At 59.2% G+C, this 18,282-nt stretch carries 22 protein-coding genes; 19 read left to right on the forward strand and 3 right to left on the reverse strand.

Annotated elements, in window-relative coordinates; all coding sequences use genetic code 11:
- Positions 1-4: 4 nt before the first annotated feature.
- On the reverse strand, positions 5-1,405 hold the full coding sequence (gene asnS, locus ISN74_RS04685) for an asparagine--tRNA ligase (protein ID WP_188797856.1): 1,401 nt from the start codon (positions 1,403-1,405) through the stop codon (positions 5-7).
- A 152-nt stretch (positions 1,406-1,557) separates the two neighbouring features.
- Between asnS and ISN74_RS04690 the strand changes: the two genes are divergently transcribed.
- The 14 genes from ISN74_RS04690 (at position 1,558) to ISN74_RS04755 (ending at position 11,321) form a co-directional block, all read left to right on the forward strand.
- Positions 1,558-1,884 carry a HesB/IscA family protein gene (locus ISN74_RS04690; RefSeq protein WP_188797858.1) on the forward strand — a complete coding sequence of 109 codons (327 nt, stop codon included), beginning with the start codon at positions 1,558-1,560 and terminating at the stop codon, positions 1,882-1,884.
- A 222-nt stretch (positions 1,885-2,106) separates the two neighbouring features.
- A complete protein-coding gene (rpsF, locus tag ISN74_RS04695) occupies positions 2,107-2,535 on the forward strand; it encodes a 30S ribosomal protein S6 (protein ID WP_188797860.1) in 429 nt (142 codons plus the stop codon).
- Between the two features lie 16 nt (positions 2,536-2,551).
- Positions 2,552-2,782 carry a 30S ribosomal protein S18 gene (gene rpsR, locus ISN74_RS04700; protein ID WP_074552179.1) on the forward strand — a complete coding sequence of 77 codons (231 nt, stop codon included), beginning with the start codon at positions 2,552-2,554 and terminating at the stop codon, positions 2,780-2,782.
- Positions 2,783-2,931: 149 nt separating this feature from the next.
- Positions 2,932-3,381, forward strand: coding sequence for a 50S ribosomal protein L9 (gene rplI / locus ISN74_RS04705; protein ID WP_188797862.1), 450 nt, complete (start codon positions 2,932-2,934; stop codon positions 3,379-3,381).
- Between the two features lie 205 nt (positions 3,382-3,586).
- Positions 3,587-4,990: a replicative DNA helicase gene (dnaB, locus tag ISN74_RS04710; RefSeq protein WP_188797864.1), complete on the forward strand. Its 1,404-nt coding sequence runs from the start codon at positions 3,587-3,589 to the stop codon at positions 4,988-4,990.
- Positions 4,991-5,133: 143 nt separating this feature from the next.
- Positions 5,134-6,222, forward strand: coding sequence for an alanine racemase (gene alr, locus ISN74_RS04715; RefSeq protein WP_188797867.1), 1,089 nt, complete (start codon positions 5,134-5,136; stop codon positions 6,220-6,222).
- A 54-nt stretch (positions 6,223-6,276) separates the two neighbouring features.
- Complete coding sequence (locus ISN74_RS04720) at positions 6,277-6,552, forward strand: type II toxin-antitoxin system Phd/YefM family antitoxin (RefSeq protein ID WP_188797868.1); 276 nt, start codon at positions 6,277-6,279, stop codon at positions 6,550-6,552.
- The gene (locus ISN74_RS04725; protein ID WP_188797870.1) at positions 6,552-6,878 is read left to right on the forward strand and encodes a type II toxin-antitoxin system RelE/ParE family toxin; all 327 of its coding nucleotides are present in this window, start codon (positions 6,552-6,554) and stop codon (positions 6,876-6,878) included. The genes ISN74_RS04720 and ISN74_RS04725 overlap by 1 nt, the downstream gene beginning before the upstream one ends.
- 109 nt (positions 6,879-6,987) lie before the next feature.
- The gene (gene radA / locus ISN74_RS04730) at positions 6,988-8,367 is read left to right on the forward strand and encodes a DNA repair protein RadA (protein ID WP_188797872.1); all 1,380 of its coding nucleotides are present in this window, start codon (positions 6,988-6,990) and stop codon (positions 8,365-8,367) included.
- A gap of 149 nt (positions 8,368-8,516) precedes the next feature.
- The gene (locus ISN74_RS04735) at positions 8,517-8,906 is read left to right on the forward strand and encodes a PAAR domain-containing protein (protein ID WP_188797874.1); all 390 of its coding nucleotides are present in this window, start codon (positions 8,517-8,519) and stop codon (positions 8,904-8,906) included.
- Between the two features lie 120 nt (positions 8,907-9,026).
- Complete coding sequence (locus tag ISN74_RS04740) at positions 9,027-9,614, forward strand: PAAR domain-containing protein (protein ID WP_188797876.1); 588 nt, start codon at positions 9,027-9,029, stop codon at positions 9,612-9,614.
- Entirely contained in the window at positions 9,611-10,300 is a 690-nt protein-coding gene (locus tag ISN74_RS04745) for a hypothetical protein (protein ID WP_203546702.1), read from the forward strand. The genes ISN74_RS04740 and ISN74_RS04745 overlap by 4 nt, the downstream gene beginning before the upstream one ends.
- Positions 10,297-10,809 carry a hypothetical protein gene (locus ISN74_RS04750; RefSeq protein WP_188797878.1) on the forward strand — a complete coding sequence of 171 codons (513 nt, stop codon included), beginning with the start codon at positions 10,297-10,299 and terminating at the stop codon, positions 10,807-10,809. The genes ISN74_RS04745 and ISN74_RS04750 overlap by 4 nt, the downstream gene beginning before the upstream one ends.
- Entirely contained in the window at positions 10,806-11,321 is a 516-nt protein-coding gene (locus tag ISN74_RS04755; protein WP_188797881.1) for a hypothetical protein, read from the forward strand. Before ISN74_RS04750 ends, ISN74_RS04755 begins: the two co-directional genes overlap by 4 nt.
- A 219-nt stretch (positions 11,322-11,540) precedes the next feature.
- Here the strand turns inward: ISN74_RS04755 and ISN74_RS04760 are convergent, their stop codons facing one another.
- Positions 11,541-12,365: a cytochrome C assembly family protein gene (locus tag ISN74_RS04760; RefSeq protein WP_275411499.1), complete on the reverse strand. Its 825-nt coding sequence runs from the start codon at positions 12,363-12,365 to the stop codon at positions 11,541-11,543.
- 171 nt (positions 12,366-12,536) lie between these two features.
- On the opposite strand from ISN74_RS04760, the gene ffh reads away from it, so the two are divergent.
- The 5 genes from ffh to rplS all read left to right on the forward strand — a co-directional run bounded on the left by ffh (position 12,537) and on the right by rplS (position 16,075).
- A complete protein-coding gene (ffh, locus tag ISN74_RS04765; protein WP_188797883.1) occupies positions 12,537-13,910 on the forward strand; it encodes a signal recognition particle protein in 1,374 nt (457 codons plus the stop codon).
- Positions 13,911-14,103: 193 nt separating this feature from the next.
- On the forward strand, positions 14,104-14,358 hold the full coding sequence (rpsP, locus tag ISN74_RS04770) for a 30S ribosomal protein S16 (RefSeq protein ID WP_188797885.1): 255 nt from the start codon (positions 14,104-14,106) through the stop codon (positions 14,356-14,358).
- 2 nt (positions 14,359-14,360) lie between these two features.
- Entirely contained in the window at positions 14,361-14,876 is a 516-nt protein-coding gene (gene rimM, locus ISN74_RS04775; protein ID WP_188797887.1) for a ribosome maturation factor RimM, read from the forward strand.
- Positions 14,877-14,890: 14 nt separating this feature from the next.
- Complete coding sequence (gene trmD / locus ISN74_RS04780; RefSeq protein ID WP_188797889.1) at positions 14,891-15,691, forward strand: tRNA (guanosine(37)-N1)-methyltransferase TrmD; 801 nt, start codon at positions 14,891-14,893, stop codon at positions 15,689-15,691.
- 18 nt (positions 15,692-15,709) lie between these two features.
- Positions 15,710-16,075: a 50S ribosomal protein L19 gene (rplS, locus tag ISN74_RS04785; protein ID WP_188797891.1), complete on the forward strand. Its 366-nt coding sequence runs from the start codon at positions 15,710-15,712 to the stop codon at positions 16,073-16,075.
- Between the two features lie 138 nt (positions 16,076-16,213).
- On the opposite strand, the gene ISN74_RS04790 is transcribed toward rplS, so the two are convergent.
- Positions 16,214-18,268, reverse strand: coding sequence for a GGDEF/EAL domain-containing response regulator (locus tag ISN74_RS04790; protein ID WP_188797893.1), 2,055 nt, complete (start codon positions 18,266-18,268; stop codon positions 16,214-16,216).
- Positions 18,269-18,282 lie beyond the last annotated feature (14 nt).

Genomic DNA, 18,282 nt, shown 5'->3' on the forward strand with positions numbered 1-18,282 from the left:
TCGATCAGAACTCGGCACTCCCTGCCGCGCGGGGGTAGGGGATGGCATCACGGATGTTCGACAGTCCGCACACATACACCAGCAGGCGCTCGAAGCCGAGACCGAAGCCGGCGTGGGGTACGGTGCCGTAGCGGCGCAGGTCACGGTACCAATCATAGGTGGCAATATCGAGACCGAACTGGGCCATGCGGCGGTCGAGGTAGTCCAGGCGTTCCTCGCGCTGGGCACCGCCGATGATCTCGCCGATACCAGGGGCGAGCACGTCCATCGCGGCGACGGTTTTTCCGTCGTCGTTAAGACGCATGTAGAACGCCTTGATCTGCTCCGGATAGTTCATGACCACCACCGGACGGCCAACGTGCTTCTCGGCCAGGTAGCGCTCGTGCTCGGTTTGCAGATCGATGCCCCAGGCGACCGGGAATTCGAAGTGCTGGCCGGATTTCTTGAGGATCTCGACGGCTTCGGTGTAATCGATGCGCTCGAACGGCTGGGCGACGAAGTTTTCCAGGCGCGTGATCGCTTCAGGCAGCACGCGTTCAGCAAAGAACGCCATGTCATCGGCACGCTCTTCCAGCACCGCTTTGAAGATCGCCTTGAGGAAGGCCTCGGCGCAGTCGGCGTTGTCGTTGAGATCAGCAAAGGCGATCTCCGGCTCCACCATCCAGAACTCGGCCAGATGGCGCGGCGTGTTGGAGTTCTCGGCGCGGAAGGTCGGGCCGAAGGTGTAGACCTTGCTCATCGCCAGCGCATACGCCTCGACGTTGAGCTGGCCGGACACGGTAAGGAACGCTTCGCGGCCGAAGAAATCCTTGCGGAAATCGATCTTGCCCTTGTCGTCGCGCGGCAGGTTGGCCAGATCCAGCGTGGACAGGCGGAACATGTCGCCTGCACCTTCGGCGTCGGACGTGGTGATGATCGGGGTGTTGATCCAGAAGAAGCCTTGCTCGGTGAGGTGGCGGTGGATCGCCATCATCATCGTGTGGCGCACGCGCGTCACCGCGCCGAACAGGTTGGTGCGCGGGCGCAGGTGGGCGACCTCGCGCAGGAATTCCATCGAGTGCTGCTTGGGCTGGATCGGGTAGGTTTCCGGGTCATCGACCATGCCGGTAACGACCACGCTATCGGCCTGGAGTTCGAACGTCTGGCCCTTGCCCTGCGACGGCACCAGTGTGCCGCTGACGATGACGCCCGCGCCTGCGGTGAGGTGTTTAACCTCAGTTTCGTAATTGCCAAGGGTGGATGGTGCCACGGCCTGGATGGGGTCGAAGCAGGAACCGTCGCTGACATTCACGAACGACAGGCCAGCCTTGGAGTCGCGCCGGGTGCGTACCCAGCCGCGCACTGTCACTTTGCTGCCGGCTTCGATTTTGCCGGAAAGGGCCTGTTTGACGCTGACCACCGTCATGGATTGAAACTCCTGGGAAGAGCGCCCACTTGTTAAGGGCGTGAAGGCGAGCGGGCATGATAATGTAGGCCCCGCCCGCACTGCGACATGCCATCCGTGCCAAGCGCGCCTAATTACTAATTAGAGTCGACCGATCCAGACCCGTTGTCGTTATGACCATTTCGATCACTCCTACCGCCAATCAACGCATGCGCCAATTCCTGGCGCAGTCGCCTGACGCCGCCGGCGTCCGCTTTGGCGTCAAACGCACCGGCTGTTCCGGCTTCGCCTATGTGGTGGACCTGGCCGAAACGGCGGGCAGCGAGGACCAGACCTTCCAGATCGACGGCGTCCCGGTGATCGTGGACACCAAGAGCCTGCCACTGGTCGACGGTACCGTGATCGACTTTCAGCGCCAGGGTCTCAACGCCAGCTTCGTGTTCCACAACCCCAATGCGACCGGGGAGTGTGGGTGCGGGGAAAGCTTCACGGTCGGTTGATCTCGCCTGAAGCGCCTTCAGCGCCGAGAACAGCTCCCCGGCTAGCGGAATAGCGGCCGCTGCGAGTGGCCCAATCAATTCAGCCACTTGCCCCACTTCATCCACTTCGCCTACAATTCCGCTTCTGTCTGCACCCATATACACGCAGGCAGTCCCTTGCCTCACCGCACCGGCGGGAGGCTGCATGGCTCGTAAGGGCCACATCCATAAGGAGTTTCTCCGATGACCTTGCGTCATTACGAAGTTGTGTTTCTGGTCCACCCTGACCAGAGCGAGCAGGTTCCGGCGATGATCGAGCGCTACAAAGCGCTGATCGCTTCCGACGGCGGCAAGATCCACCGCCTGGAAGACTGGGGCCGCCGCCAGCTGGCCTACCCGATCGTGAACCTGGCCAAGGCTCACTACGTGATGCTCAATATCGAAGTGAGCCAGAGCGTGCTGAACGAACTGGAGTCGGGCTTCCGCTTCAATGACGCCGTGCTGCGTCATCTGGTCATCAAGCGCGACGAGGCCGATACCGATCAGTCCTTCATCCTGAAGAGCAAGGAAAAGGACGATGCGAAGTCTTCCCGCCGCCGTGACGACGACGCCGAAGGCGACGACCGCCGTGTCGGTCGCGCTGACAGCGACGACGCCGAACTCGAAGACTGATTAGGAGCGATAGACCATGTCCAAGTTCTTCCGCCGCCGCAAGTTCTGCCGCTTCACGGCCGAAAACGTCAAAGAGATCGACTACAAGGATCTCAACACGCTGCGCCAGTACATCACTGAGAACGGCAAGATCGTTCCCAGCCGCATCACCGGCACGAAGGCTCGTTACCAGCGTCAGCTGGCCACGGCCATCAAGCGCGCACGCTTCCTGGCGCTGCTGCCGTACACCGACAACCACGACGTCTAATCGCGCGTGGGTCCTTCGCCGTTGAGACGAGGGGCAAGCTTTAACCCTCTCGTCGTCTACCAAGTGATAGAGGCGAGAGGGGCAACACTTCGGACAACCGTCCACGGCTGCGCCGGCCACTGCGGTGCTAACGAATTGAGGATTGACCCATGGAACTGATTCTTCTTGAAAACGTGCGTAACCTCGGCAAGCTTGGCGACAAGGTCAAGGTGAAGCCGGGCTACGGCCGCAACTATCTGCTGCCGCAGGGCAAGGCTGTTCGCGTGAACGCCGAAAACCTGGCCGCGTTCGAAGCTCGTCGCGCTGAATACGAAGCCAAGGCCAACAAGCTCCTGACCGACGCCGAGTCGCGCAAGGCGAAGCTGGCCGACGTGTCGGTGACGATCTCCGCCAACGCCAGTCCCGAAGGCAAGCTGTATGGCTCGGTTGGTCCGCGCGAGATCGCTGACGCGCTGCAGACTGCTGGCCACGACATCCACAAGGGTGAAGTGATCCAGGGCGAAGGCCCGATCCGCCATATCGGCGAGTTCGAGGTCGTGATCAGCATGCACGCTGACGTGCAGGGCACCGTCAAGGTGATCGTGATCGGCGAGAAGTAAGCCGCTTACGCCATCTTTCGATGGATGCAGACGGGCGCCGTTCGGCGCCCGTTTGTTTTGGAGCGGCCTGCGGATTTCTTATCCCCAGCTAATCACAAGATATCCACAGACTTATTGTCTCGTTCCTTGAGACTGCGCCGCGTATGCTCGCAGCTTGTGCCTGCCTACATGGCTTTGTGCACCTTCCTTGCTACAGGGAATGTCCATGTCCTTCGTGCCCGAACGCAAATCTGGCAATAACCACAACAACAGTGCCATTGAAGCCCTGCGGGTTCCTCCGAACTCCATCGACGCAGAACAGGCGGTGCTTGGCGGCTTGATGCTGGCGGCCGATGCGCTGGATAAAGTCGCCGACAAACTGGCCGAGGTGGATTTCTACCGCAAGGATCACCGGCTGATCTGGCGCGCCATCAACGAGCTTGCCAACAAAGGTATGCCGTGTGATGCAGTCACGCTGGGCGACTGGTTCGAAGCCAATGGGTTGGCGGAGATGGTCGGCGGCGCGAGCTATCTGATCGAACTGGCCAATACCACGCCGAGCGCGGCCAACATCGCCGCCTATGCAGAAATCGTGCGCGAGAAGTCGGTGCTGCGGCAGCTGATCGATGCCGGTACCGCGATTACCGAAGACGGCTATCGTCCGGAAGGCAAATCCGTGCACGAAGTGCTGGAAACGGCCGAGCAGCGCGTGTTCCACATCGCCGAATCCGGCGCACGCGGCAAGCGGGAAACCGTGTCCATGCGCGAGGCGGTCAAGGATGCGTTCCGCCTGCTGCACGAGCGCTACCAAAATCGCGGTCAGCTCACCGGTATCTCCACTGGCTTCACCGACCTGGACAATCTCACGTCCGGCCTGCAGCCCTCGGACCTGATCATCGTCGCGGCGCGTCCGTCGATGGGCAAGACCGCCTTCTCGGTCAACATTGCTGAAGCCTGTGCTTTGCGCGCCAAGAAACCGGTGGTGATTTTTTCGATGGAAATGTCGGCGTCGCAGCTGGCGTTCCGTCTGATTTCTTCGGTCGGCCGCATTCACCAGCAGCACCTGCGCAATGGCGATCTGGCCGAAGAAGATTGGCCGCGCGTCACCAACGCCATCGCGCTGCTGTCCGAGGCGAAAATTTTCATCGACGACACCCCCGGTCTCTCGCCGGTGGAAATGCGTTCGCGTTCGCGCCGCGTCGCACGCGAGCACGGCGGCCTGGGTTTGATCGTGGTCGACTACTTGCAGCTGATGCAGGTGCCGGGCAACAAGGAAAACCGTGCGACCGAAATCTCGGAAATCTCGCGCTCGCTGAAAGGTCTGGCCAAGGAACTCAACGTGCCTGTGATCGCGCTGTCGCAGCTCAACCGTTCGCTGGAACAGCGCGCGGACAAGCGCCCGATGATGTCGGACCTGCGTGAATCCGGCGCTATCGAACAGGACGCGGACGTGATCATGTTCATCTATCGCGATGAGTACTACAACAAGGAATCGCCGGATAAGGGCCTGGCCGAGATCATCATCGGCAAGCAGCGTAACGGCCCTACCGACACGATAAAGCTGACCTTCCTCGGCCACTACACCAAGTTCGAGAACTACAGCCCCGATACCTATACCGGGCACTTCTAAGAGCCCGTGTACGGTCTCTTGGCGGGTGCTGCCCGCACTTTGCCATCGCAATGCCCTGATCCGCCGCTCGCTGGCCGGTAACCTATGATGCAGCGGGCGTTGTTCCCGCGCCTTGGAACACCTCTTTTGAGCATTCAGGAATCATGAGTCGTACAACCGTCGCCACCATCCATCTGGGCGCGCTGCGCCACAACCTCGAACGGATCCGGTCGTTGGCCGAACCTGCTAAGGTCATGGCGGTGGTGAAGGCGGATGCCTACGGACATGGTCTGGAGCGTGTCGCCCGCGCGCTGGACGGTGCGGCAGATGCGTTTGCGGTGGCCTCGCTCGGCGATGGTTTGCGCTTGCGCGCGGCCGGACATCGACAGCGCATCGTGGTGCTGTCCGGTCCCGATCAGGCCGGCGATATCGCCGAAATGCAACGCCTCGGCCTCGACGCGGCGATCCATCACGAAAGCCAGCTGCGCTGGCTGTCGGAAGCGTCGCCGACACGCGGACGTCTGCGCGTATGGCTGAAGGTCGATAGCGGCATGCATCGGCTGGGATTTGCGCCGGAACGCGCTGCGGCCGTGCACGCGCAATTGTCAACGATGACCGGCATCGATCCGGATATCGGCTTGATGACGCATTTCGCCGAGTCGGAGGTATTTGATGGCGAGCGAACCCGCGAGCAGATCCAGCGTTTCCAGCAGGCGACAACGGGATTGTCCGGGCCGCGCTCGCTTTCCAATTCCGCGGCCGTGCTCGGCTGGCCGGATGCGCGTGGTGAATGGGTGCGCACCGGCGGCCTGTTGTATGGCCTCTCGGTCGTTGAAGGGAAAGCCGGCGAGGATTTCGGTTTTCGCGCGGCCATGACGCTCTCCACGCGCCTGATCGCGATCAACGCCATCAGGCGTGGCGAGCGCATCGGCTACAACGGCTTGTGGGAGTGTCCGGAAGACATGCCCGTCGGCGTCGCTGCGGTCGGCTATGGCGATGGCTATCCACGCAGCGCTGCCGCCGGTACGCCAGTACTGGTCGGCAACCAGCGCGTACCGCTGATCGGACGCGTGTCGATGGATCTCATTACTTTGGATCTGCGCCAGGCGCCTGACGCGAGGGTGGGTGATCGCGTCGTGCTTTGGGGGCCGGAGTTGCCGGTGGAAATCGTTGCCGCCCAGGCCGGTACGATCAGTTATGACCTTACCTGCGGTATGACGCGCCGAGTACTGTTCGTTGAAGACGATAATTGAACAAGGACTGATAAGGGACTATATTTGGTCCTATGTTCCTGGATGGGTAGCGTCATGAGCCTTGCATCACAAATCAAGCCGATCAGCTATCTGAAAGCTAATGCCGCGGAGGTCCTAGAAACACTCGCCGAAACGCATGAGCCCATGATCATTACTCAAAACGGCGAGGCGAAGGCAGTGATTCAGGACATCGCTTCCTACGAAAAAACGCAAGAAACGCTTGCGCTGTTGAAGCTTCTGGCCATGGGGCAAAAAGACGTTGAGGCAGGTCGCACCCAACCACTGAATGAAGTTATCACTCGGCTTCGGGCGAAGTACAAATCAAGCTGATGCGCTACCAAGTACGGATCGGCGAGCAAGCCGAACGCGACCTGGAGTCCATTTATGACTACATAGTCGCTAGTGATGGGGCTGCGCAAGCGCAACAAGTACTCGACGCGCTGATTCAGGTGGCCGAATCCTTGACCGGGATGCCCGAGCGTGGAAATTGTCCGCGCGAGCTGGGCGGATCGGGCTTTACACAATACAGGCAGGTCATTCGTGCGCCATGGCGAATTATTTATCATGTCGTTGGCAAGCAAGTATTTATAGACGTTGTTGCCGATGGCCGCCGTGACCTACGTTCATTGCTCGCGCAACGGTTGCTCGACGCCTGAATGCCTGCCTGTGGCTCGATCTGTCCGACAGATATGTCGCGGATGATGTCTCGCAGCCTGCGACGACTTCCGATTAAGCTCCTGCCACTGAACCCACGTATCTGACCCCATGGCCAAAGCAAAAACTGCCTACGTCTGCGCCGATTGCGGTGCCGAGCACACCAAATGGCAAGGCCAGTGTGTCGAGTGCGGTGCATGGAATACGCTTTCCGAATTCGTGGTGCAACCGGTGCAGAAGTCGATCGCCGCTGCACGGCAGGGTGGTTATGCGGGTGCTGCCAATACTGTGCCGCGAGTGACACCGCTTACCGAAGTCCTTGTCACAGCCGAGTCACGTACCTTGACCGGCATTGGTGAACTGGATCGCGTGCTTGGCGGTGGCCTGGTCGATGGTTCGGTGGTGCTGATCGGTGGCGATCCTGGCATCGGCAAATCGACTTTGTTACTGCAGATGCTCGGCAAGTTGGGCGAGAAACTTCCCAGCATTTATGTCACGGGCGAGGAGTCATTGGCACAGGTCGCCTCGCGTGCGCAGCGGCTTGATTTGCCATTACAGCCGCTGCAGGCACTTGCCGAAACCGGCATCGAGCGCATTCTCGATCAAGTCGCGGCTTCGCGCCCGCGTGTGCTGGTGATCGACTCCATCCAGACGATCTGGACTGACTTGCTCACCGCGGCGCCAGGTTCGGTCAGCCAAGTGCGTGAATCCGCGGCCAAGCTCACGCGTTTCGCCAAAGAAACCGGCACCTCGGTCTTTCTCGTTGGCCACGTCACCAAAGAAGGCGGCATCGCCGGTCCGCGCGTGCTGGAACACATGGTTGACGCCGTGCTGTATTTCGAAGGCGACTCCGGCAGCCGTTTTCGCGTGCTGCGCGCATTCAAGAACCGCTTTGGTGCGGTGAATGAACTGGGCGTGTTCGCCATGTCCGAAAAAGGATTGCGCGAAGTACCCAATCCTTCGGCGATTTTCCTATCTGCACATAGTGGTCCGACATCCGGCAGCGCGGTCATGGTGACGCGCGAAGGCACGCGCCCGTTGCTGGTGGAAGTGCAGGCGCTGGTGGATCAATCCTCGCTGGGCAATCCGCGCCGCGTGGCGTTGGGGCTGGAGCAGAATCGCCTGGCGATGTTGCTGGCGGTATTGCATCGGCATGGCGGCGTTGCCGCTTATGATCAGGACGTGTTCGTGAACGTCGTCGGCGGTATCCGCGTGCAGGAAACTGCAGCCGACTTGCCTGTCCTGCTGGCGGTGCTTTCCTCGCTGCGCGATCGTCCTTTGCCGGAGAAAACCATCGCTTTCGGTGAAGTGGGTCTTTCCGGCGAAATTCGCCCGGTGCCCAATGGCGAGGAGCGTATGAAAGAGGCCGCCCATCACGGCTTTCAACGCGCGATCGTACCCAAGGCCAACGCGCCAAAGAAAGGACGTGTCGGCGACATGGAAGTGATCGGTGTGGAGCGGCTTGCGGATGCGATCGACGCTTGCCGCTAGGTGTGGTTCGTTGCATTGGTGTAGTTGCAATGACGAACCTTTGATCTATATGAGCCTACAAAAAAAAGGGAAATGGCTTATCGCTATTGTGAAAGTGCCGTGTGAGTCTCAATGCGACTATCGAGAGTCATTCCAAGGGAGGCACCATAATGTCGGACTACGCGCAGAACACCTCTGCTGCCAAGGATGCTGTTAAGGCCATTCATTTATTTGCTACGGTAGGATCTCCTACTGCGCGCGGCGGGTGGGTGTCCGATGCATCCTCAGATATGAAGATCTCCGGATTGGCGGTTCCCTGTGTAGGAGATACGGTGACATACAGCGACGGAAGTAAAGCTGTCATCATTGATGGTGCTGGTTTTGGAGCCTCCTACCTTGATAAACCATTCGCCTTGGTCGGGAGCCGGCTTGATAACGGCGATCACATCACTGCCACCCTCCAAGCCTGTGGGCATGGTGTAACCGAATATCAGGGTAAGCCCATCGAAGGGCTGTTCGATCCGTCCTACGTCCATCCATTCAAGGTATTGGATGTTTGACGATTGGCCGTCGCCAACGAATTCTTTGTAAGAGACGTCATCCACGGGTGCCATGCCATCCGGTTGCCAGCCTATGGCACGCCGTGTCGAGACCGTCATTCAACAAGATGGAGCTAGCACATGTCAGCGATAGCCAAGTTCGGCGATCCCACGACAACGGGCGGGCATGTTCTCGCTTTTTCAACCAATACCGCCAACGGTGGTGTAAGCGTCGCTTGGCACGGTGATAAAGCAACTTGTGGGGTCTGCAAAGGTGGGCCATGGCCGATTGTTGGATCAGGCACACACATGCGAAATCAGGGTCGCCCGGTGGTTGTGCATGGCGATTGGGTGCTCTGCCCTTGTAAGCGTAATCGCGTGATCGCTATGGCCACGAATATGAATTACGGACATCGTAATGAAAATGATGGGCAAAGAGGCGCGAAGCAGGTTGGGTATGCGGGAAGGATGGTGAAGGCTTGGACTCCTGATGCCTCTTCTGATGTTCAAGCTGAGAGCGATGAGGAAATTATAGAGCAGGGCTTTGCTCTACTTGAAAACGGTACGACACCTGTCGACGGATACCGTTATGACCTTTACTTCGAAGGCGTTCTGCACACAAGCAAGGGGACGTATTCATCGGATGGTAAAACGGTAGGCGTCCAAGGACAGAAAACCTTGAGGCTTGTCACATGGATGGCGCGAGACTCAGCGAGTAAAGATTTATGAATGATCCATATCCCTTCGGTAGTGCTTATTCGGGTGAGTCGGATTACTGCGAATCAACTAAGAGCGCACCCGAAATACTGGATGCGCAAACCAAGCAGTTGGCAGCGATGGCTTATGGCGAGGCGTCGCCGAAAAATAACTCAGATGAAATGATGGCGCTGGCAAGTGTCTTGGTACGTCAGCGTGACGCGCGTGGTTATAGCGATATACAGACGTTCGCAAAGAAGGAGCGAACGTTTTCTTACGTGGTGAGTGATGGCAATGTACGCTATCGGACAATGATGAGGGCTTCTGACGAGGATATTGCGCGCAATGCTGGTATGCAGGCAGCTGTTGCTGCTGCGCGAAATGCTCTGAATTACGGTCCAGATAAGTCCAATGGCGCTTACTTTTGGGATGGTGCTGACATTAAGAGCAATTATGCCAATCATGCTAAAGTTAAAAGAGGCGTGAGATTCACTGATCTGAGTCATAATATTTACGGGATAAAGGAGTCGATCAAGCTTGTTATTCAATACCAGTACACGAAGAAGAAAAACAAGAAGACAGGGGATGTCGTCGTTGAGCAAAAAGAAATTGCTAGGTATGACCATCTTTATGAGTCCACTGCTGGAGTCGGTGGAACAATTTTTTGGAAATTTGGTCAAGACTACATGAATGCTACGCACGCAAAACCATATAAATGAAGATAGTCTTTCTCGTTACTCTCTTGATCGCCATGTCCAGCGCAGTATCTGCTGCACCGCCGTCTGAGTTGTTGGTGCGTAGCTGCCTTCAGGATAAAAGTGCGTCACCTTCTATAGTCGTTAGTGATCTCGATACTTCCGCCATTATTGAGGAAAATGATTACTCCGATGGTTTTAACGCGCCTTATTTTTTCAAGTACAAGGGAGGGGATGTTGGATACGCGGAGAGCAAGCATGCCAAGGCTATTATTTTTAAGGGCAAGCTTTATCGGTTATCGTCAGCCATCCTATTGGGGGACAATCATGGCTCTGAGCGGGACGCATTTACACCTAGCCTCGCAGACTGGAGCATGGTCGAGGAAGGAGGGCAGGAGTATCTTTGCGTCAGTTTCAATTTTGACGGATTGGGTCAGAGTGGAGACTTTCAATACGTGCACGGCGGCTACCTTCTAAATACGCGGACTCAGGAGCTGTATTACTCTGTGCGTTACATCCGGCCATACAAATGAATAAGCTCGTATTTGCTGCCTTATTGGGTGTCGTGTCTGGATCAGTTTTTTCTTCGCCACCGTCCGAACTGCTGGTGCATAGCTGTCTTCAACATGAGGCGGCTGCGCCGTCTGTGACTGTTAAGTTGCTTGATCCGCATGAGATCGTGGAGCAGGATGATTATGCGCAGGGCTTCGATGCTCCTTACACTTTTCAGTACAAAGGAGGGGATGCGGGATATGCGAAAAGAAAAAGCGATTTGGCTTTAATTTACATGGGAAAGCTTTATAGGCTGTCCTCGGCGATGCCGCTAGGAGACAACCACGGAGTTAAGCCGAGTTCGTTCACACCTTACCTGGCACATTGGAGCATTGTCCAACAAGGAACGCAGCAGTATTTCTGCGTCAGCTTCAATTTTGATGGGTTGGGTCAGAGTGGAGACTTTCAATATGTGCACGGCGGATACCTTCTGAATACGCAGACTAAGGAGCTGTATTACTCAGTGCGCCACACTCGCCCATCCGGTGAGTAGTGCAGTCAAACGGTGGCTGTATCTCTGTCCGCTGCAGCTGACGCCCGTGGAACCTTAATCGACGCTAGGGTGCCTTGATCCTAGGCTATGCTGGCGCGCGATCCTCGGCAGTGCCTGCTGAGCGATTGCTTCCAAATATGTGTTGGTGCCATTCAGATCATCCGAGTGTCCACGTTGGTGGAACACCAAGCCTTGGTGTCTGGTGAGGTTTGCTGGGTTTTAGTCGACGGCCCGGTGCAGGATCAATTCCAGCACGAACTTCGAGCCAAAGAACGCCAGCACCAGCACAGCCATGCCGGTCAGTGTGAGATTCACTGCGCTGCGTCCGCGCCAGCCATGCTTCCAGCGGCCGTAGAGCAGGGCGCCGAACACCAGCCAGGCGAAGACCGACAACGCCATCTTCATCAGGTTTTGGCCGAGCAGGTCGGTGATGAACAGGATGCCGGTCAGCAACGTCAAGGTAAGCAGCATGAAGCCCGCGCCGATCAGGCGGAACAACAGCGACTCGGTCAAGGTGAGTGGCGGGAGCGCGCTCAGCCAGGAGCCCAATTGACGATGCCGCAATGCGCGTTCCTGCACGGCCAGCAGAATCGCCATGGCAGCAGCGATGGCGAGCACGGAGAACGCCAGCAAAGCGATGGTCGCATGCAGCTTGATGTGCCAATCCATCGATATCGGCGCCGTTGGCGGTGCCAGAAAGCTGTCGATCCAGACCAGCGCCGCGCTCAGCGGAAACACGATCACGCCTAGTGCCGCGACCGGGCGGGAAAGGTTGACCAGCAACGTCAGTGCCGACACGACACAGGCCACCAGCGACAACGCCGCAAAGAAATGCAGATCCAGCGCACCGCGATGCATCGCGAGCAATCCACCTGCATGGGCGAGTACGGCGATCGTGGCAATGGCGAGCGCAGGGCGGGCGAAGGTCGCTGGCGCCGACTGGCTTCCGCCAAATAGCGGCCGCGCCAGCAGCAGACTGGCGAGCAGGTAGCAGACGATGGCGAAGATCGAGAGGGCGGGCAGCATGGCGTGCAAGTGTCGCATACGCGATTCATGGGGTGAACGCGGTGAATTGCCTCCCGTGTGCGCCTTACGGATCGCGTATGTCCCGCAAGGGGCCGAACGGCTCGTTGACCTCGGCTGGCAATCGCTTTCACGAGTGAGCCGGGCAGGTCTGGTATATTGCGCGGTCAATCCTGCTATTCAGCCCTCATCATGTTCGAGTCGCTCAGCCAACGCCTCTCAGCCACCGTCAACCGCCTGCGCGGGCGCGGTCGCCTGACCGAGGAAAACATTCGCGAAAGCCTGCGCGAAGTGCGCATTGCCTTGCTCGAAGCCGACGTGGCCTTGCCGGTGGTGCAGGCGCTGATCGAGCGCGTGAAGGTACGTGCGGTCGGCCAGGACGTGTTGAAGAGCCTTTCGCCGGGCCAGGCGCTGGTGAAGGTGGTCAGCGACGAGCTGACTGCCTTGATGGGCACGGCCAATAGCGAGCTCAATCTCGCCCAGCAGCCGCCAGCGGTGGTGCTGATGGCCGGCCTGCAAGGCGCCGGTAAAACCACCACGGTGGCCAAGCTGGCCCGCTTCCTCATTGAGCGCAAGAAGAAGCGCGTGATGGTGGTGAGTTGCGACGTATATCGTCCGGCCGCGATCGAACAGCTGCGCACACTGGCCGAACAGGTCGGCGTGAACTTCTTCCCGTCCGAAAGCGGCCAAAATCCGGTCGATATCGCCAAGGCGGCGATTTCGGCGGCGCGTAAGGAAGTGATGGATGTGCTGCTGATCGACACCGCCGGCCGTCTGCATGTCGACGAAGCGATGATGGCCGAGATCAAGGCGCTGCACGCCGCGGTCACGCCGATCGAAACGCTGTTCGTGGTCGACTCGATGACCGGCCAGGATGCCGCCAACACCGCCAAGGCCTTCAGTGAAGCGCTGCCGTTGACCGGTGTGGTACTGACCAAGACCGATGGCGATGCGCGCGGCGGCGCGGCGCTGTCGGTGCGCTATGTCACCGGTCGCCCGATCAAGTTCCTCGGCGCGGGTGAAAAGACCGATGCGCTGGAGCCATTCCATCCGGACCGCATCGCTCAGCGCATTCTCGGCATGGGCGACGTGCTGTCGTTGGTCGAGGAGGTCGAGCGCAAGGTCGACCAGGAAAAGGCGCAGAAGCTCGCCACCAAGGTGATGAAGGGCAAGCGCTTCGATCTCAACGACATGCGCGACCAGCTCGAGCAGATGACCAACATGGGCGGTCTGGCCGGCCTGATGGACAAGCTGCCGGGCGTTTCCGGCCTTCCCGACACGGTGAAGTCCAAGGTCGACGACGGCGAAATCAAGCGCATGGTGGCCATCATCAATTCGATGACCAAGAAAGAGCGCCGCCATCCCGACCTGCTGAACGGCTCTCGCCGTGCCCGCGTGGCGCGCGGTTCGGGCACCCAGCCGGCGGACGTGAACCGCCTGCTGAAGCAGTACATGCAGATGGAAAAGATGATGTCCAAGCTCTCCAAGGGCGGCACCAAGGGCCTGCTGCGGCAAATGCGTGGCGCTATGAAGGGCATGGGCGGCGGGTTCCCGCCGATGCGCTGAAAGTCGGGAATCGTCAATCGGGAATCGCAAATGGTTAAGAGCGGTTGCCTGCGGGCTAGGGATCTACGCTTGCCCCGATTCTCGATTCAGCTAACCCCTTCCTTTTTCCCAAGATTTCATTAAAATGTCCCGTTTACCGCGTCCGTCCTAGGACGCGTTTGCCGAGCATGCCGGCAACTCTGGAGCTTTTACTATGGTTAAGATTCGTCTTTCGCGCGGCGGCGCCAAGGGCCGTCCGTTCTACCACGTCGTTGTGACCGACTCGCGCAGTGCGCGTGATGGCCGCAATATCGAGAACGTAGGTTTCTACAACCCCGTCGCTTCGGGCAAGGACAAGCGCCTTGAGCTGAACGTCGCACGCGTTCAGGAATGGGTGTCCAAGGGTGCCCAGCTGAGCGACAAGGTCGCCGCGTTGGTGAAGGAAGCCGGCAAGCAGCAGGCTGCCTGAGTATGACCGCAGCCGGTCGGCGCGTCCTGGTGGGACGCATCGTCGGGTTGTACGGCGTGCAGGGCTGGCTCAAGGTTGAATCCTGGACTGAGCCCCGCACGCAGATCTTCAAGTACCAGCCCTGGCTGCTCTCATCGGCGCCGGATCAGGAAACGGAGATCGCAAGTGTCAGCGGTCGACCCCAAGGCAAGGGCCTCATCGCCAAATTGCCGGGGGTGGACGACCGGGATGCCGCAGCAGCACTGGTAGGACAGGATATTTATGTCGCCCGTGAACTGTTGCCGCCGCCTGGTAAGGACGAGTACTACTGGGTCGATCTCGAGGGTCTCGAGGTCGTCACCACGGAAGGCGTGGCGTTGGGACGGGTCACTCACCTGTTCGCCACCGGCGCCAACGATGTGGTGGTGGTAAGGGACGGCGAGCGCGAGCGGCTGGTTCCTTTCGTCCAGGGTGTTTACGTGCGTTCGGTGGATTTATCCGGTGGACGCATGGTGGTGGACTGGGACCCTGAATTCTGAAGATTGAGGGTCCGATGCGCATTGATGTCGTCACGCTGTTTCCCGACTTCATGCGTCAGTGCGCCGCTGTAGGTGTCGTAGGACGCGCGCAGCAGCGTGAGCTGTTGCAGGTGGAAACCTGGAACCCGCGCGATTACGCCACCGACAATTACCGTACCGTGGACGGCCGCACCTGCGGCGGTGGTCCCGGCATGGTGATGCTGATCGAGCCGTTACGCGCAGCCCTTAGGGCCGTACGTGACGCGGCACCGGGTCCGGTGCATGTGATTTATCTCAGTCCGCAAGGAGCGCGGCTGACGCAGGGTAGGGTGGAAGCGCTGGCGAAATTGCCGCGCATCGCCTTGCTCTGTGGACGTTACGAAGGTGTGGACGAGCGCCTGCTGGCGCACGAGGTCGACGAAGAGCTTTCTATCGGCGACTATGTGCTGTCCGGCGGCGAGCTTGGAGCCGCGGTGATCATTGATGCCGTGGGCCGCCTGCAGGAAGGTGCGCTGAATGACGCGCAATCGGCCGAGCAGGATTCGTTTTCGAACGGACTGCTCGATTGCCCGCACTATGCAAAACCGGTGCACGATGCACTGGGCGACGTACCGGAGGTGCTGCTTTCCGGCGATCACGCGGCCATTCGCCGCTGGCGTCTGAAGCAGTCGCTGGGACGGACCTGGTTGCGACGTCCCGATTTATTGGCGCAGCGCGTGCTGGATAAAGAGTCCCGTGCGCTGTTGGATGAATTCCGCCGCGAATATGCTCGAGAAGAGCAGGCACAGAAGCCATCGCGGCAAAACGATGCGGTCAATGAAGACCGCAATCATTGAGAAAAGACAGGTGTTGCCATGAACAAGATCATCGAACAGTTCGAAGCCGAGCAGATCACCCGCCAGCTGCCGGAGTTCGGCCCTGGCGACACCGTGGTGGTCAACGTCAAGGTGAAGGAAGGTAACCGCGAGCGCGTACAGGCGTTCGAGGGTGTCGTTATCGCCAAGCGCAGCCGCGGTCTGCATTCCGCTTTCACCGTGCGCAAGATCTCGCACGGCACCGGCGTGGAGCGCGTGTTCCAGGCGCACAGCCCGACCATCGAGTCGGTGCAGGTGAAGCGCAAGGGCAAGGTCCGTGGCGCCAAGCTGTATTACCTGCGCGGTCTGGAAGGCAAGGCTGCCCGCATCAAGGAAGACATCGGCGCCGCTTCGTCGGCCGACTGATTCCGGCGCACATCGTGCAAAGAAAACCCGCGGAGCGATCCGCGGGTTTTTTGTTTATAGCCTTTATAGCCGCGCAATATGGCGCTTTAGCCCTCACCTCTACAGCGACGCGAAGCTAGTCCCGTGGATGTGCAGGTTTTATAGGTTCACCGCCAACCGCTGCGGCTCCTGCAGGAAGTTGCCCTGCACAAAGTCCACGCCGCAAGCGAACAGCATCGAGGTGCTGGCCGCATCCTCCACCCATTCGGCCACGGTCATGCGCTTCATCTCATGCGCCTGCTGGCAGATCTCGGTGATCTTTTTCTGGTTTTCCGGATGCTGCGGAAGATCGGCCATAAAGCTGCGATCGATCTTCAGATAGTCGGCATCGATATGGTTAAGCAGCTGGAAGGAATTGAGGCCTGAACCGAACTGTTCCAACGCAAAGAAGCCGCCGAGTTTTTTCCAGGCCGTAATGAATTCCTGCGCCGGGCGCAGCATGGTGACGACCTTGCTCTCGGTCATTTCCAGCACCATCCGACCACTCTTGAGATTGGCCTGTTTCAGCGTGCGCTCCAGCCACGGCAGCAGGTTGGCTTGCTGCTGCAGCGACTCAGGCGTGAGCTTGATGAAGAAGGTGGTCGGGAAACCAAGCCGCTCGCGCGACTTCAGCGCGCTGATCGCCTGGTTCAGTACCCAGCGGTCGATTTCCGCGTTGAGACCGTGCTTTTCGGCAATGGGCATGAAGAAGCCTGGCGGCACTTCGCCCTGTGGGCCGTTCATGCGCAGCAGTATTTCCGAGTAATCGCCTTCGGCATCCTGCAGGCTGATGGTTTGCTGGTGATATAGCGAGAACTCGTTCTGGGTTAACGCCTGCCGCAACAGGCCCAGCCAATTGCGCTCGCGTTCCGCGTCGGCCTTTTCTCTTGCAGCCGGATCATGCAGCTCAATGCGGTTGCCACCCTGGCTCTGTGCGCTGCGCAGGGCCTGGCTGGTCTGGTTGAGCAGCATGTCGGTATTGGCATTCTTTTCGCCCAGCAGGCTGCCGCCGATGCTGGTGGTGAGCGTGATGGACTGCGTACCAAGATCGAAAATGCCGCGCGCGATCAGCTGCTGCAAGTTGCTGATCCAGGTGCGGATGTCGTCGTCGTTTTCGGTTTGCAGGATCACGCCGACGGTATGTTCGGCCAGCAGACCGGCGACATCTTCCTGGCCCAGTTGTGCACTGACGCGTTTGGCGAAGGCAGCCAGCAATTCATCAGCCTTGCCCAAGCCGATGCCGTTGACGATCTGGCCCCAGTTGTCCGGTTCGATCAGCAGCAGGGTCTGGCCCTTGCGCCCTTCGCTGGCGGCGGCGACGGCGTTGTCGATCAGTTCCAGTGTGCGTGCGCGGTTGAAAAGCCCGGTGACGGAGTCACGCTGCAGTTGCTCAACCAGCGCCGGATCGATCTGCTGGCGCCGGAAGACGATTTGCAGGCAGGGCTCGCCTTCGAAGGTAGCGTGGGCGAACTCCGCCGTGGCCGGAAATGTGCTGCCGTCCGCGCGGCGCGCGTGCAGTTCCAACCGGTCGTTGGCTTTCTCACCACGGGACAGCGCACGCAGCAGATTCTTGAAGCTGTCGGCATTGGCCGGCCCGATCAGGTCCAGGACCGGCAGACCGAGCAGATCGTCGTAGTCGGCGTAGCCAAAAGTATCCAGGTAGGAACGATTGGCGCGCACGTGCATGCCTTCGTGCACATAAGAGATGGGGTCGTTGGAGGAGTCGAGCAGGGCATCGCAGCGGCGCTCGGATTCGCGCAGGGCCGTTTCGAGCCGGCGAACTTGCCGGCGCGTGTTGAGTGAGTCGAATTCGCGCTTGATGACCGTGATCAGCTGCTTGGGTTGGCTGCGCGAGGCGACGCCTTGCACGCCATCCTGGAACATTTCCGCGACGCCCTGATCATCGATTTTCGTCACGCAGGCGATCAGTGCGATATCGCGCGCGCTGGCGTCGATCTGCTGAGCGACGTTGCGCAGCGGCAATCCGTTCACGCCGGGGTTGAATAGCACGAGGTCGGGGCCGAGCTCTTCCAGCGCAGTGTGGATCTGCTCCGTGGTCGTTGCCCTCGCGGGCCGTACCGCAATGCCCGCGTTACGCAACAAAGTGATGATCTGTTCCGCGTCCTCGATCGAATTCTCGATGAAGAGGATCTTTATAACGGAGTCTGTCTTCATGGGCGCGTCGTGCT

The organism is Dyella caseinilytica (assembly GCF_016865235.1).
Taxonomy (GTDB): domain Bacteria; phylum Pseudomonadota; class Gammaproteobacteria; order Xanthomonadales; family Rhodanobacteraceae; genus Dyella_B; species Dyella_B caseinilytica.

What these genes read in the sequence shown, in the direction of transcription:
- asnS (WP_188797856.1), bottom strand. Translation starts at nt 1,405, where the DNA reads ATGACGGTGGTCAGCGTCAAACAGGCCCTTTCCGGCAAAATCGAAGCC.
- ISN74_RS04690 (WP_188797858.1), top strand. Translation starts at nt 1,558, where the DNA reads ATGACCATTTCGATCACTCCTACCGCCAATCAACGCATGCGCCAATTC.
- rpsF (WP_188797860.1), top strand. Translation starts at nt 2,107, where the DNA reads ATGACCTTGCGTCATTACGAAGTTGTGTTTCTGGTCCACCCTGACCAG.
- rpsR (WP_074552179.1), top strand. Translation starts at nt 2,552, where the DNA reads ATGTCCAAGTTCTTCCGCCGCCGCAAGTTCTGCCGCTTCACGGCCGAA.
- rplI (WP_188797862.1), top strand. Translation starts at nt 2,932, where the DNA reads ATGGAACTGATTCTTCTTGAAAACGTGCGTAACCTCGGCAAGCTTGGC.
- dnaB (WP_188797864.1), top strand. Translation starts at nt 3,587, where the DNA reads ATGTCCTTCGTGCCCGAACGCAAATCTGGCAATAACCACAACAACAGT.
- alr (WP_188797867.1), top strand. Translation starts at nt 5,134, where the DNA reads ATGAGTCGTACAACCGTCGCCACCATCCATCTGGGCGCGCTGCGCCAC.
- ISN74_RS04720 (WP_188797868.1), top strand. Translation starts at nt 6,277, where the DNA reads ATGAGCCTTGCATCACAAATCAAGCCGATCAGCTATCTGAAAGCTAAT.
- ISN74_RS04725 (WP_188797870.1), top strand. Translation starts at nt 6,552, where the DNA reads ATGCGCTACCAAGTACGGATCGGCGAGCAAGCCGAACGCGACCTGGAG.
- radA (WP_188797872.1), top strand. Translation starts at nt 6,988, where the DNA reads ATGGCCAAAGCAAAAACTGCCTACGTCTGCGCCGATTGCGGTGCCGAG.
- ISN74_RS04735 (WP_188797874.1), top strand. Translation starts at nt 8,517, where the DNA reads ATGTCGGACTACGCGCAGAACACCTCTGCTGCCAAGGATGCTGTTAAG.
- ISN74_RS04740 (WP_188797876.1), top strand. Translation starts at nt 9,027, where the DNA reads ATGTCAGCGATAGCCAAGTTCGGCGATCCCACGACAACGGGCGGGCAT.
- ISN74_RS04745 (WP_203546702.1), top strand. Translation starts at nt 9,611, where the DNA reads ATGAATGATCCATATCCCTTCGGTAGTGCTTATTCGGGTGAGTCGGAT.
- ISN74_RS04750 (WP_188797878.1), top strand. Translation starts at nt 10,297, where the DNA reads ATGAAGATAGTCTTTCTCGTTACTCTCTTGATCGCCATGTCCAGCGCA.
- ISN74_RS04755 (WP_188797881.1), top strand. Translation starts at nt 10,806, where the DNA reads ATGAATAAGCTCGTATTTGCTGCCTTATTGGGTGTCGTGTCTGGATCA.
- ISN74_RS04760 (WP_275411499.1), bottom strand. Translation starts at nt 12,365, where the DNA reads ATGCGACACTTGCACGCCATGCTGCCCGCCCTCTCGATCTTCGCCATC.
- ffh (WP_188797883.1), top strand. Translation starts at nt 12,537, where the DNA reads ATGTTCGAGTCGCTCAGCCAACGCCTCTCAGCCACCGTCAACCGCCTG.
- rpsP (WP_188797885.1), top strand. Translation starts at nt 14,104, where the DNA reads ATGGTTAAGATTCGTCTTTCGCGCGGCGGCGCCAAGGGCCGTCCGTTC.
- rimM (WP_188797887.1), top strand. Translation starts at nt 14,361, where the DNA reads ATGACCGCAGCCGGTCGGCGCGTCCTGGTGGGACGCATCGTCGGGTTG.
- trmD (WP_188797889.1), top strand. Translation starts at nt 14,891, where the DNA reads ATGCGCATTGATGTCGTCACGCTGTTTCCCGACTTCATGCGTCAGTGC.
- rplS (WP_188797891.1), top strand. Translation starts at nt 15,710, where the DNA reads ATGAACAAGATCATCGAACAGTTCGAAGCCGAGCAGATCACCCGCCAG.
- ISN74_RS04790 (WP_188797893.1), bottom strand. Translation starts at nt 18,268, where the DNA reads ATGAAGACAGACTCCGTTATAAAGATCCTCTTCATCGAGAATTCGATC.